Source organism: Corynebacterium sp. 20-84 (genome assembly GCF_053479455.1).
The window spans coordinates 155,498-168,287 of sequence record NZ_JBRBCB010000006.1 but is presented as its reverse complement, the minus strand read 5'-3'; the positions used below and the strand labels follow the sequence as shown (position 1 = coordinate 168,287).

Genomic DNA, 12,790 nt, shown 5'->3' with positions numbered 1-12,790 from the left:
GCTATATTGAAGGAGCGAAAGCCACCGGGTGGAAACAAGCCATCAACCAACTAGCCGTGGCTTACCCCGACCGATTCGCGGACTACTTGTAAACCAAACCCCCGCACACAAAGAATCGGACACTCTCGCTCTTTGCATCCCACAACGTGACTGCGTCGTTTTCACGTCCCTACACCAGCAACGACAACCCCCACATCGAATCGGTATTCCACACATTGAAAGGCCGCACCTACTACCCGCACTCCTTCGCGAACATCACACAAGCCAAACAATGGGTCGAGCACTTCGTCACTGTCTACAACAACCGCCCCCACGGAGGCCTCAACGGATACACTCCCAACGCCGTCCACGACGGCACATGGCGCACCCACCACAAGACCCGCTACGACGCCATCAACAAAGCCCTCGACAAAGGATGGATCACCACACCACCAACCACCGTGCTGAAACCACCCCCACCAACAACCAGCATCATCCGCACAACGACAGCAACACAGCCACAATCGACCACCATCAACACGAACCCAAAAATGTTCACAACCACTTGACAGTGATCGATTGCCGCGGGAACCAAATCTGACCTGGGGTTTTAGGTCCGAGGCCGCGGCCGGGTTGAATCTAGATCCACTCGTCCTCGAGCGCGGGGATGACGTGCCCGATCAGCTCGTCGATCTGCTCCTCGGCGGAACGCTTACTGGAGCGGAAATTGACCATGACGTGGCTAATGCCCACATCGCGCTGCGAGCGCAGCAGCTGGACCAGGGCGTTGCGGCCGAGACGGTAGCCGAAGCTACCGCCGCTGGCGGGGGCGTCCGGGTCCTCGTGCAGGTCGAGCCACAACGATTCGGCGAAGGGCTTGAACGCCGCCGGGGTCCCGGCCACACCTTCGCGGGTGGCCCAGTCGGCCACCGCGGCGTTCCAGTTGCGCACGTTCTGGCGCTGAACCTCCAAGCCCTTGTGGTACATCAGCCAGCCGTGCGCGTGCTCGGCACGCCACTCGAGGGTCTGCTGGCAGGAACCGGTGGCGAGCAGAGGCACCTCGCGGGCCTGGGGTTTGGGCACGACATCGGCTCCACCCATCTTTCCGCCGGACCAGCGGATGGGGGTGTGGGAGGTGTGGGTGGCTCGTCGATAAGTGTCGATTCTTTCGCGGAACTCTTCGTCGCGCTTGCCTTTGTCCTGGCCGAACGCAGGGAACTCCTCGGGGCGATCGCCCGTGGCCACGCCGAAGAGGAAGCGGCCACCGCTGAGCCGGTCGATGGTGCCTGCGCGCTTGGCCATGAGCAGCGGGTGCTGGAACGGCACGACGATCGCCGCGGTGCCCAGGGCGATGGTCTCCGTGTGCGCGGCGAGATAGCTCAGATACATCCACGGGTCGTAGACCTGGCCGACATCGCCGAAGGTTTCGACGCGGAGCGGAATGTCGCGCACCCAGATCGCGGCCACTCCCCCGGCCTCCGCTTTGCGGATGAGGCGCAGCTGGTTGTCCAGACTGTCGACGGGGTTCTCCTCCGCGTCCTCCTCAATGGGGAGGGTCAGGCCGACTGTGAGTTCGCCAGGCTTGAAGGTCTGCTGGAAGCCGGGAAGCTCCCAGTGCGGGGTATCGGAAAGCGAAAACAGCGGGTTCATGCCGCCAGCCTAGAGCACCGCCCAGCCGACGAGCGCCGCGCCGATGACGACCGCCCAGGGCGGGACTTTCCACGAGGTCAGGGCGGCGTAGCAGACCACGGCGATGGACAGAGTGACCACGCCGGTGACCCCGGCGGTGAAGACCGGGGTGTACAGCGCGGCACCGAGAATGCCGACCACCGCGGCATTCGCTCCAGCCAGAGCAGCACCTGCGCGTGGCATCTGGCGGATGCGCTCCCAGAACGGCATCGCGCCAAGTACCAAAAGCGCAGCGGGCAGGAAGATCGCGATGGTCGCGATTGTCGCACCGAGCGCCCAGTTCATGCCCTGCGCGCTGGCGCCGAGGAAGGACGCGAACGTGAACAGCGGGCCTGGCATCGCCTGCGCGGCACCGTAGCCGGCGAGGAAGGTGTCATGGTCGACAAGCCCCGGGCCCACTGTGACCGTCTCGAGCAGCGGGAGCACCACGTGGCCGCCGCCGAACACAAGCGCGCCGGCGCGGTAGAAGGTGTCGAAGATGTCCGCGCCCGTCGTGCCGATCAGCTTTGCCACCAGCGGCAGAACGAACAGCAGCGCGAAGAACAGCACCAGGCAGACGATGCCGAGCGTGCGTGAACCGCTCTCCGCCTGGGGGTCTTCCTCCGGATCCTTCTTGTCGCGCAGGAACGCCAGACCGGCCACAATACCGATCACAATCGCGCCGACCTGAATCAGCGGATGCGGCACCAGCAGCACGAGGACGAGCGCCGCCACCGCGATCGCGGCGTGAATCTTGCCGGTGACCAGGTTCTTCGCCATCCCATAGACTGCCTGCGCGACGACCGCGACAGCCGCAGCCTTCAAGCCGAGAAGCCAACCAGCCTCGCTAATATCACCCAACTGCGCCACGCCGAGTGCGAATGCCACCATGACAAGGACCGACGGCAATGTGAAGCCGACCCACGCCAAGAACATGCCCAGATATCCGGCGCGCTGCAGGCCGATCGCCATCCCCACCTGGCTCGACGCCGGCCCCGGCAGGAATTGGCACAGCGCCACGAGGTCGGCGTACTGCTTGTCGCTAAACCACTTCCGCTTCTCCACGAATTCATCGCGGAAGTACCCCAGGTGCGCCGTCGGACCGCCAAACGAGGTGCAGCCGAGCCGCAGGAAGATGCGGAAGACATCCCGTGGGGATTGTTTGTTCAAATCAGCGCGGGAAGTGGACATGGTCTCAATGTTTACCAGAGCAAACATCTCCCGTCGCGCTAGTCTTTCAACCATGGACCGGGCCGCAACGAGGAGCTACTACGCACAATCGCTTATCGACGATTGCCCCTGCCCCTACTGCCCCTTCTTCCGCGAGAGGGTCGCAGCCGCACACCCTGAACTCGCGGAGCAGCTCAGCGTACTGGGAATCGACATCTCGTACCCCTTCGACCTGCCTCTCCCCCACGAGGAAGACGGCGTGAGCCACTACGACTACGCCACCTACATCGTCATGGGCACCTGGACCGACGCCGATGCTGCTGCGGTGACTGCCTGCGAGCTGGAGACGACTGACTCGCACCCGCGCACGGGCATCGACGCTGAACACTCAGTGATTCTGGCGGGCCCGTTCGCGATTCCCGGCACCGTCGACTGATAGCGAATTGCTTAACGACGTGTTAACGGAAGTGAATCAGAGGAGAATTCTCCGGTCCCCGAATGCGCGCACCTGAAAAAGTTCTTAGTCTTCTATGTGACCAACCTGTTTGTTGGCCGAATCCTATTCACCGCATTTTCCCGTAAGGATCGTTTGAAGCGGTGAAGTTGGGGAAGACCAACTCTGCTGCACAACTGAAGCGCTCGAAGAAGTTCAAGAACCAAGCAAAGAAGGCCATCCTGAGCGGCATCGACGAGCGTACTCGGGTGGATACCTTGCTCTCCAGCGACAAGGAGATGCTTGAGGGCGTAATTGAGGCGCTGGCCGACATCATGGCGGCGGCGAAGGAGATGGGCAAGCTCGACAAAATGTAGATCGGGCAGAAACACGATCCCCGTGAGGTTGAACCTCGCGGGGATCAGTTGCTCCTAGCAGGCGCGGTTAGCGGTGCAGCACGGCGTTGTAGATGACCATGCCCTGTGCATCCTCGCGTGGGAGCTCAATGCGGACTTTGCGCAGGCCCTTGAGCTCGACGTCGAAGTTGGCAGTCTCGCCCAAGCGGATGGTCTTCTCCTGGAGCACCGCACCGTTGCCGATGACCTGGACAGTGCCCTCCTCACGCACCAGTTTAGGGGTGGTTGTGTCCCAGCCAGCACTGAACGTCAGGCGCTTGAACCCGGTGTCGGCGAGGGGGCGCTCGACGTAGGTGTCCTTGTACCCGTGCGCGTCGTACATAGCGATGCTGTCAGGGTACTGCTTGCCGTCAACGGTGACGGTCTTGCCGACGATGACCGCACCGCCGCGCTTGAGCTCGTCAGAGACAAGGTTTTCGGTCTTCGGTTTCACGACGGAGTTCTCGCTGCTGCTGAGCGGGTTCTCGCCCTCACCAGAAGGGTTGACAAGGCCCACGATGGCGCCGATAACGGCAACGAGGGCAACGATGGCTCCGGCGATCTGCGGAATCATGTTCTGGAAGTCACGCAGCAGGCGGTTGATGTCTTGCGGGTTGGGCACGGTGGCGGTCCTTTGCAGTCCTCAAAAGCGATGTTTTCTGACCATTGCTATTAAAACTGCTGGCAGTGCCCTGTGCAACCGGTTCTAGACACGCGCATCGTAAATCCACACGGCACCCGCTGTCATGGCAGGTAGCACGTGGTAGTCCATCTCCAGATCCTTCAGCCACTGCTCATAGTTGAAGTAGCGTTCCTGGCCCTCTGTCATACCGGCTGTGGGCTTAAGCTCGCGGTACTGGCCCCAGCCGTAGTCGGCAAAGCTGCCATATTTGCCCTGGCATGCCGCCTTGAAGCGCGCAATCTCTGGTGGCTCGGCGGCATCAAGCACATCGTAGCACCAGCGCATGCAGGCCAGCCACTGGCTATCGTCGCCCAGCTCCACGTATGCCTTGCCCCACGGAGCAGCATCCATGGGCTGCATCTCGCCGCTGCGTGGCATGTTGTTGGTGTCGAAGCATCACAGCTCGTCATGCGCGCTCTCACGTTCAACCTCGCGCCTGAGGCGCGTGGGTAGGTAGTCGTGCACGCTGTAGATGGTGACGTCTTCGGCGTGTTCGGCGTCGACAGCCTTTACCGCCGATTCCTTATCCAAGACGATCGCGGCATGTGCACCTGAACCCGGTTGGATGATGCACACCGACCAAGGATTCCAGTACCATCATTCCTCGTGGCGCAAACTCATCGGCGACAACGGCGGTGTTCAGTCGGTGTCGCGAAAAGCCAACCGCTAAGACAACGCGGTCATGGAGAACTTCTTCGGGCACGTGAAGACCGAGATGCACGGGCCCGGCCCCTAAATATCTGTTGCAGCATGCTTTCCCCTGAAGGATAATCCCTGATCAAACACTTCATTTCCCCAGAAAAAGGACCATCCTCCATGTCGAGTTTCTCAGCACAGGTTCAAGCGCTCCGATCGATGATCGAGTCCGGAGAGCACATTTCCGAAGACACTGATAGCCTCATCCAACTTGCTAAACCAGGCGTCACCCTTCCCTACTTCACCACCACTCCCACCGAACATGGTTCGTATTTCGGCGGCCGGCCGTATCTTCCGGAAGGTGCGACATGGCCCATCGCAAAGAGCGGCCAGCCACTGCTCCACATCATTCAGCTCAATCTTGCGGATATTATCGGTCATGTGCGTGCGGAGGGCGCGTCGGAAAGCGAAGCAACTCTCGACGGATTGATTCCGGAATCAGGAATTCTTCAGCTCTTTGTCGGCGCTGATCCGCTCTACGGCGGATTCGACGCTGGTTCGCCAGGCGACGGCATGGAAATTCGCTACATCCCTGAGCCTGCGGAAGGCTTTGGCAACCACAGCTTCCCTGGTCCTCATACCGCGGAACCTGCTGTCTTCGATAAAGAGCACGAGGATTATTGCTCCCCATTCAACGAGGATCTTGAGGCGGTTATGAACTCGCCGATTTCCTTGTCGAGTGCAGTTGCAATGATCCCTCCCACTGACCAAGCAGTGTATGAGGCTTGGGAGTCCGAAAAGGACGATGACTTTCTTGATAACGATGACTACTTTGACGAGCTAGTTGAGTTGCGGGCCACAGCCAGAAACCAAAGCGACATCATGCTTGGTGGTTTCCCCGCTTTCACACAAGACCCTACGCAGCCTGATGGGTACGTTCACTTCCTAGAAATCGATTCCACATATGTGGAAGAGAGAGAGCTCCCCTTCGAGATCATGTGGGGTGATTTGGGTGTGGCCCACGTATTCCTCCACCCAGACGCATTGAAGAAAATGCACGCCGGCGAGGCCGTGGTGTACCGCTCCGAAAATACTGGCACGACCGAAGGTGCTGTTTTTTACTGGGACTGCGGCTAGCGGGTTAATTAGCAGAAAAAGACCCCTACCAGCATTTGTGCTGGTAGGGGTCTTAAGTTGGTAGCGGGGGCCAGATTCGAACTGACGACCTCTGGGTTATCGGATTACATTCGAACCTAACTGGTGTTATTCGATTCTGACCATGCAGTTTAGGTGCGTTTTCTATCATTTAGAACCATTTAGAAACATCCAGAATCATACCCCTAGTGCACCATCTAGTGCACCACCCTCAAGCGCGGACTGCATGGCCGAAACGTCGGTGAGATCGGTGTAGTTTCGGGCGTTCATAGCTTCAGTATGACCGAAGAAGGCACTGCGGATCTCAGCAGGAACGCCGCGAGCGATTGCGCGGTTGTTGAGCACCGTGCGCCACGCGTGTGATCTCATGGAAGAAACGGCCGGGTCTTCGAGTTGGACGCCTATGTCTTTGTAAAGCGCCGCACACGCCTTGACTGCGTTATCCGTCCGCCAGTGCGAGTGCTTGTCCCCCGGTGCCGGAAGGAGCGGATCGCCGGGGCCGATTGTCTTGATTCGCTCTAGCCAGATTTTCTCACACCGCGCATCAAGCATCGGCACGGTACGCCCCCGGTGAGTCTTGGAGTGTTCTGCATGCACCGTCACCGCGAGCGAGTCTTGTGTGACAGTCGCGTCCTCACGGGTAAGGGAGAGTGCTTCGCTAATACGCAGGCCCGTTCCCGCCTGCAGCACGGCCAGCGCCACGGTGATTTCGTGCTTCTTAATGGAAGTATGTCGCCTATCCGTTCCCGGTGGAATTGGCCCGGAGGTATCGCGTGCTACAAGATGATCAACCACTGCGTCGTACTGTGCATCAGTGAGCGCGTGCGACTGGGTTGGCTTACTCCCCTTGCGCGTATCCCCGAGATCAATAGAGATACCCCTCAGCGGGTTGTGGTCGATAATGCCTTCGCGGATCAACTGGTCCAGAACGTACTTACTCAGCACAGTGCGTGCCTGCCGTGCAGACTCGGCACCGTGGTCACGGCCGATATCTTGGAGCGCTCGCTCAAGAGTCCTGAACCTCACGGCGTCGCCGATGGTCAGCCCGTCTAACTGTCGGCGTAGCTGCGACAGTGCCAGCTCATAGCGCTTCTTCGTATTGGGCCTCAGACGCGCGGCACTTACGGCTGGTTCGCTGACCTCGTCGATGAAGACTGTTATGCGTCTTGCTTTCGTCCAGTCACTTGTGGATGTGTTGAGATAACCGTCGATCATCTCTTTGGCTTTGGCCCGAAATTCGCCCTTCGTTGCCGCCCGGACATGAAACCGTCTGGAGCGTCCTTCCCAGTTTTTGACGGTAAAAAATTCGTCAAACGGTCCTCGCGTGCGCGTGTCAAGGACGCGTTCAACAGTATCTTCACCCGGTTGAAGAGGCGCCCTCGATGCTTGCTGTTTCTTTGCCATGCACACAACCATAGCACCACTTTTGTATAGGTTCGAATAATGGTAGGGTTGAGTGCATGAATACACCACGACCTGCCCTCTGGGATACTCCCGAACTGGTACAGCTCCGCCTTGATGATGGTGCGACATCTGTAGAAGAGCGGGAAGCTGAGCGAGCAGCTCTTGCACGGGACCTCAGGGAGATCAACGCTCGTCTTGAAGAGCTGCGTGCTGCGATCAAGGCTGCGCGAGGCGACAGTGCGCTTGCCGCCAATAAGCGTGGACTCAAGACGCTAAAGAAGGCACTGACTGACCGACTACGCGAGCTTGAACATGGTGGGCTGCCTGCTCCTGGCATTCAACCTGGAACGCCCCTGCCGGCCTACGCTGGTACGCACTGGGGTACGTCCTCAAAAACAGATCTCCCCTTCAACGATTGGTTCCCGCCCCTGTTCAAATGATGGAGATTGGTCTAAGATGATCGCCAGCCTTCCGGGCATCGCCAGCGACGTTCCGCCCTCGAAGTAAGTGGTGTAACACGATTTAGAACCGGACATGAAAATAGCTCCTAAGCGCGAACTGCGCAGGCTGGGGCAAATTTTCCATGTCAGGAGAATCTATCGTGTCTATTCACGAAGACACCCCCCGCCTTTCTGTCAAGCCGACAACCGCCGCCGAGATGCTCGGCCTCTCGCGGGGTACTCTTGCCAACTGGCGCACTGAAGGGCGAGGCCCCCGCTACATCAAATCTGGCAAGCACATCCTCTATCGCGTCAGCGACCTTGAAGCTTGGCTCGATTCGCAACCGTCGATTGGCGGTGCTGCGTAATGACACCCAGAGGAAAGTCCCCCGCTGCGGCTAACAACGGGGGCTGGAGTATTGATACTTCGGTTTCAAGCGTATCGCCGACCATTGCACAGCGTTATGCTCAGATTGAAAATGATGCTGAAGGGTGGTCCGTAAGGCTCGTCAACTTCGCCTCCGACCAACGCGGTGACAGGTCCGATTTGGCAGTTGTTTTACACCGCGAAAACGGTTGGTTCGACTTCGCCAAGCGCCTAAATCACGGCACCAAATTAAAAAATGATGCCATCTACCATTCGAACATCCACCACATATCTGCATGTCAGACCATTCGAACGCAATCAGGCCAAAATACCCTATGGGCGGGCAGATTGGCTTGGCCTGAAAGGCCGGGCCAATCTGAAACCGGTGCTGCCGACAGTGACGCTGTGCCCGTTGTAGATTTTGGATCTTTGCCGTCGGTTCTTGCGATGGGTACTGGTAAGACTCATCTAGTACTCGGTTATGACACTGAGTACAACGTTGCTGTCGATGGAAAGTCCCGTGAAATTGTTAGCTACCAGTTCTACTGGGTTGACATCCTTGATGGTTCACAACACGAAGTTGTGATCATGCCTTTGGAGGGTCAACGGCTTGAAGTTGCTGACTGTCTCTATACGGTTTCGCTTGCTGGGGGCTTTCATCGGTACGCTAACGGTTTCAAGGATGTCGGGAAGGTCGGGACTGCTTCGCTCGATCCTCGCGGTGTACCGCGTCGCGACCTTGACGATGACCATGTCCGTGACTCACTCTTTCACAAGTTCTCGGTCCGCATCGTGTTGGTGGGTCACTATATGAAGGTTGACGCGACTGCTTTCCGCAGGCCGAAACGTCGTTGCGATGACATCCTCCATCGGCTTACTTCTGCCGGTGGTGGTTTGGTAAGCCTTGGTTCTGTCCGCGTCGTGCGTACTAGTGGCTATGGCAGCTCTAGCCGACTTTTCCCTTTCAGCGTCATTTTCCGAGACACTCGTAATCAGGCTAGTCCTGATCACAAGTCCCTTGAGGCTCTGGGCGACGCCTGTGGCGTGCGAAAGCTTGACGTAGGTGATGACATCGCCGACATGAAGAAGTTGTCTCGCGATGACCTACAACGTTTCCTTGACTATTCAGCCAATGATGCGCGTATCGTCGTGCACTATATGGCCAAAGTGTGGGGGTGGAATGTTGTCCCTCCAGTGACCATCTCGTCTGGTGGTGCCGCTGCCCTCAAGTCCGGGATTACGGACTACTGGGTTTTGAAACATTTCATCAACGCTGATGCTGTGCACGATGCTGTTGAGGAATCGCCGAATGGTGCCTCCAACGCGTTGTTTCGCAGGAATTTTCAGGGGTTGAAAAAACGTAAAACCGAACTTGAATGCGACGATGACTTGCAGTATTACGCGCGCCGTTCCCTTGAACCTGTTGACGGTGACGCCCGTGATGCTCATGGGAACTGGGCTGACGCGTTCTGTGGTGGGTACAACGCGTGCCTTGCTCCTGGTGCACACTTCTACAAGACCTATGACTGGGATCTGAAGTCTGCTTATCCCACTGCGATGTCCTGCATCATTGATCCCGATTACTCGGATGGTGGTGTAATTGCTCGCACCATTGAGAAGCGTGAACTCACGCTTGATGACTTTTGGCTAGGGCCGTTGACACCGTTTGTGGGGCATGTTGGCTGGGTCTTTCCCGAGTCTGTGATCGTGCCGTGTCTACCGGTCCGGCGCGGTGACTCGTTAATCTTTCCACGCACGTCTTACGGCTGTGGTTTTGGTGATGACGAGGGGGATTCCCTCCGGCTTGACGAGTGTGGGCTTGATCCCGACGGCGTAGACCGTGGCGGGCGTGATTTCACGCGTGAGCAGCTCAACGCAATTGTTGACGTTGTTGGTGGTGGCGAAGATGGTGTGTTCCATGGTCAGACCTGCTCTGCACCTGAAATCTGGCTCGCGCTCAAGCTTGGCGCTCGCGTGTTCTGTCAGCGCGGTATTGAAATGAAACTGTTGGGTCGTGAAATAGACGGTGAAATTGAGTATTCCCGTTCGCTACGGTTTGCACTCAAACAGATGGTTCGTGACCGTGCTACGGCGAAGCGTGACTTTGGTCCGAAGTCTCTCGAAGAATTGACTATCAAGGTTGCGACGAACTCCTGTTATGGCAAGTTGGCCCAAGACGTTGATGACCAGAATGGTTGGAATGCCTATGCCGAGGAAATGGAGAACATCGGTGGCTCGGCGGTGACATCGCCCTACCATGCCTCGATGACCACCTCTCTGGTGCGTGCAACGCTGCTCGCGGTCGCTAATCAGGTTGAGATTCTCAGTGCAACTACCGACGGTGTCATCACCTCCCATGGCGATTTGGAAAGTCTCGACCTCTTCGGTCTGGCAGATATTCTCCGCGATGCGCGACTTGCTCTTGCAGACGATGATTCCATCTGGGAGATCAAGCACGAACAGCATGATCTGATCAACCTCGCGACGCGTGCCAACGTGTCCCTCGAAGAGGGTGGCGTGCTGGCGAAAGGGGGTGTCAAAACCCCAAAACGATAACGCGCGGGAGTAGTGAGGAGCGGCAATACTTCCGTGACCTCGTGCTATCGCGCACTTCTAAAGTCCCTAATCCATACTCCACCTTCCCCTCGTTCCGTGAGCTCTCGCGTTCTGAAGATCGTGTCGACTGTCTGCTGAAAAGCCTCAATCCATCGATTTCGACTCTGGACTTTGATCTCAAGCGTGAACCGCTGGTTGAGTCTGGTGAATCCGTTGATGTTGCCGGGCATGAGCTTTTTGGTTTTGACACTCGTGCCTGGGCCACGGTTTACCATTATGACAAGGCTCGTAGCATTGGCCAGCACATGCAGAATCATCGGCCTGGTGCGTTCTCGGAAACCGGGTGTTTACGAACTCGCGAGGAATGGGAAACCTTTCACCGGCGTTACCGATCGGGTCGTCATCGTCGTGTGCGCACGGCCGGGTCTGCACTGCTTTCCGAGATCGTCGCCGCGCATAAGACCGGTCTGATTAACGTACCCGCGCTCGCTTCGAAACGACTGAATGTTGCTCAGAAGCTTGAGTGGTTGTGTTCTCTTGGTCTTGGTGAATTTACACGTAGCCAGTGGGAACACATGTCGAAGAAAGCTCGTCAGAAATCTGTTCTCGACGATGCCGATCTCGGTGTTGTTCGTGAGTTCCTCGACACTGTCGATGGTGGTGTTGCATGACCCTCTTTCAGCCCGCCCGTGCACCGCCGTGTGTAGGTGGCTCGTCAAGAAGTTTTCGGACCGTAATCGAGGAGAACGCACCATGATTTTTCGATACAATCCATCGGATCCCTACCACGCTGAGATGTCTGCAAGAATGAAAGCCGCTAGCGAGAAGGCTAGACGGACCCTCCGTAAGGTTGAGATGTTAAAGGAGGAGACCGCGCTAGCCCTACAAGCTATCAAAACGCGTGATAGTTATGAGTTTGTCCGCGACCGTGAGAACGATCAACGGTAGCCTCGTGACTGTGTGATAAAACTCCGTCTTCGCGTACCGCTGTAGCGGTCACTGCCCCTCCGAAACCCCGTCCTCGTGGCGGGGTTTCGCTATGCCCGGAGGCGTCGCCGTAAGGCTGCAGTGACGGATCTGTACACGGTCTCAAGAAGATATTCCGTGGATTATGTTTTTCATCTGGTCGTCGTCGGTGGCAACCGCTTACGAACCGATTTTTTACCGTCTGAGCAGCAGCGATGACGGTTTTCATGTGCCGCAGCCGTTTTTCACTGCCGAAAAGTGAAAACCAGTATAAGGGGGTGCGACGCCGGTACATCGGTATCGAAGCGGTGTTATCGCTGGTCACAGTGCGTAAACACATCGCTTCTATAGCGACGCCGGGCCGGTTTGAGTCGAAAGGTGAAAACCAAGTATAAGGAGGTGCGACGCCGGGACTTTTTTGAAAAGTCCCATTTTCACTGTGTGAGCAGGGAAAACGCACCGCTTACATACCGGCGTCTCAAAATGTCCGCGAAAAGCGTGTCATGCGAGCGCCGGTGAGATACCTGTGCGATGGATATTGCACGGGTTATGAGAGTGAAAAGCTCTGCCAAGCAGCGCGAAAAGTGCTGCGCAGGCCCTGCCCTGCTACGGGACCAAGGAGATCGCCACAGCGCATCTTCGCAGGTCGCGTAGCCTTTTCACACAAGGCGAAGCGGAAAAAGCCGACCGAATAGGGAGGGTTTTGTAGCTTCGCTATTGCCCGCTGCAGGCGCCCCCGTGAGACCTCAGTTATCCGAGCTTGCGAGGTGGATAGACTAAGGTCTTTAGGGGGCTAAAGAACTTCAATTTTCTGGGGTAGAATCGTTTGGGACGGCAACGCAAGGGACCCGAACGATTCTTAGGGGACCCAGGAAATTGAAGTTCGCCATGTTGGCGCGCACTTGGAGGGGTCGAAGACAGAGGCTCCGAGTGCGCGCC

Annotated in this window: 14 protein-coding genes; 8 read left to right on the top strand and 6 right to left on the bottom strand. The window is 57.5% G+C overall.

The genetic code is table 11. The features are described from left to right. Positions 1-146: 146 nt before the first annotated feature. Positions 147-548 carry an integrase core domain-containing protein gene (locus ACUY2Y_RS06435; RefSeq protein WP_448325290.1) on the top strand — a complete coding sequence of 134 codons (402 nt, stop codon included), beginning with the start codon at positions 147-149 and terminating at the stop codon, positions 546-548. Positions 549-618: 70 nt separating this feature from the next. Here the strand turns inward: ACUY2Y_RS06435 and ACUY2Y_RS06430 are convergent, their stop codons facing one another. Both ACUY2Y_RS06430 and chrA read right to left on the bottom strand, forming a co-directional pair. Next, entirely contained in the window at positions 619-1,629 is a 1,011-nt protein-coding gene (locus tag ACUY2Y_RS06430; protein ID WP_210574118.1) for an LLM class oxidoreductase, read from the bottom strand. Between the two features lie 9 nt (positions 1,630-1,638). Next, on the bottom strand, positions 1,639-2,838 hold the full coding sequence (gene chrA / locus ACUY2Y_RS06425; protein WP_448325289.1) for a chromate efflux transporter: 1,200 nt from the start codon (positions 2,836-2,838) through the stop codon (positions 1,639-1,641). Between the two features lie 52 nt (positions 2,839-2,890). Between chrA and ACUY2Y_RS06420 the strand changes: the two genes are divergently transcribed. Beyond that, a complete protein-coding gene (locus ACUY2Y_RS06420) occupies positions 2,891-3,253 on the top strand; it encodes a hypothetical protein (protein WP_448325288.1) in 363 nt (120 codons plus the stop codon). A 161-nt stretch (positions 3,254-3,414) separates the two neighbouring features. Then, entirely contained in the window at positions 3,415-3,627 is a 213-nt protein-coding gene (locus tag ACUY2Y_RS06415; protein ID WP_448325287.1) for a hypothetical protein, read from the top strand. A 67-nt stretch (positions 3,628-3,694) separates the two neighbouring features. Here ACUY2Y_RS06415 and ACUY2Y_RS06410 read toward each other — a convergent pair whose 3' ends face one another. The 3 genes from ACUY2Y_RS06410 to ACUY2Y_RS06400 form a co-directional block, all read right to left on the bottom strand. Next, positions 3,695-4,267, bottom strand: a complete 573-nt coding sequence (locus ACUY2Y_RS06410; protein WP_448325286.1) for a hypothetical protein — start codon at positions 4,265-4,267, stop codon at positions 3,695-3,697. 84 nt (positions 4,268-4,351) lie between these two features. Beyond that, positions 4,352-4,678, bottom strand: coding sequence for an antirestriction protein ArdA (locus ACUY2Y_RS06405; RefSeq protein WP_448325285.1), 327 nt, complete (start codon positions 4,676-4,678; stop codon positions 4,352-4,354). Between the two features lie 45 nt (positions 4,679-4,723). Beyond that, positions 4,724-4,903 (bottom strand): hypothetical protein, encoded by a 180-nt coding sequence (locus tag ACUY2Y_RS06400; RefSeq protein ID WP_448325284.1) that lies wholly within the window; start codon positions 4,901-4,903, stop codon positions 4,724-4,726. Between the two features lie 240 nt (positions 4,904-5,143). Here ACUY2Y_RS06400 and ACUY2Y_RS06395 point away from each other — a divergent pair, with 240 nt between their 5' ends. Further along, positions 5,144-6,100 (top strand): DUF1963 domain-containing protein, encoded by a 957-nt coding sequence (locus ACUY2Y_RS06395; RefSeq protein WP_448325283.1) that lies wholly within the window; start codon positions 5,144-5,146, stop codon positions 6,098-6,100. Positions 6,101-6,295: 195 nt separating this feature from the next. Here the strand turns inward: ACUY2Y_RS06395 and ACUY2Y_RS06390 are convergent, their stop codons facing one another. Further along, a complete protein-coding gene (locus ACUY2Y_RS06390; RefSeq protein ID WP_448325282.1) occupies positions 6,296-7,522 on the bottom strand; it encodes a tyrosine-type recombinase/integrase in 1,227 nt (408 codons plus the stop codon). Between the two features lie 56 nt (positions 7,523-7,578). Here ACUY2Y_RS06390 and ACUY2Y_RS06385 point away from each other — a divergent pair, with 56 nt between their 5' ends. The 4 genes from ACUY2Y_RS06385 (at position 7,579) to ACUY2Y_RS06370 (ending at position 11,556) form a co-directional block, all read left to right on the top strand. After that, positions 7,579-7,962, top strand: coding sequence for a hypothetical protein (locus ACUY2Y_RS06385; protein WP_448325281.1), 384 nt, complete (start codon positions 7,579-7,581; stop codon positions 7,960-7,962). A 161-nt stretch (positions 7,963-8,123) separates the two neighbouring features. Next, positions 8,124-8,330 carry a helix-turn-helix transcriptional regulator gene (locus ACUY2Y_RS06380; RefSeq protein WP_448325280.1) on the top strand — a complete coding sequence of 69 codons (207 nt, stop codon included), beginning with the start codon at positions 8,124-8,126 and terminating at the stop codon, positions 8,328-8,330. Further along, positions 8,330-10,885, top strand: a complete 2,556-nt coding sequence (locus tag ACUY2Y_RS06375; RefSeq protein WP_448325279.1) for a hypothetical protein — start codon at positions 8,330-8,332, stop codon at positions 10,883-10,885. Before ACUY2Y_RS06380 ends, ACUY2Y_RS06375 begins: the two co-directional genes overlap by 1 nt. A 41-nt stretch (positions 10,886-10,926) precedes the next feature. Then, entirely contained in the window at positions 10,927-11,556 is a 630-nt protein-coding gene (locus ACUY2Y_RS06370) for a hypothetical protein (protein ID WP_448325278.1), read from the top strand. The last annotated feature ends 1,234 nt before the right edge of the window (positions 11,557-12,790 follow it).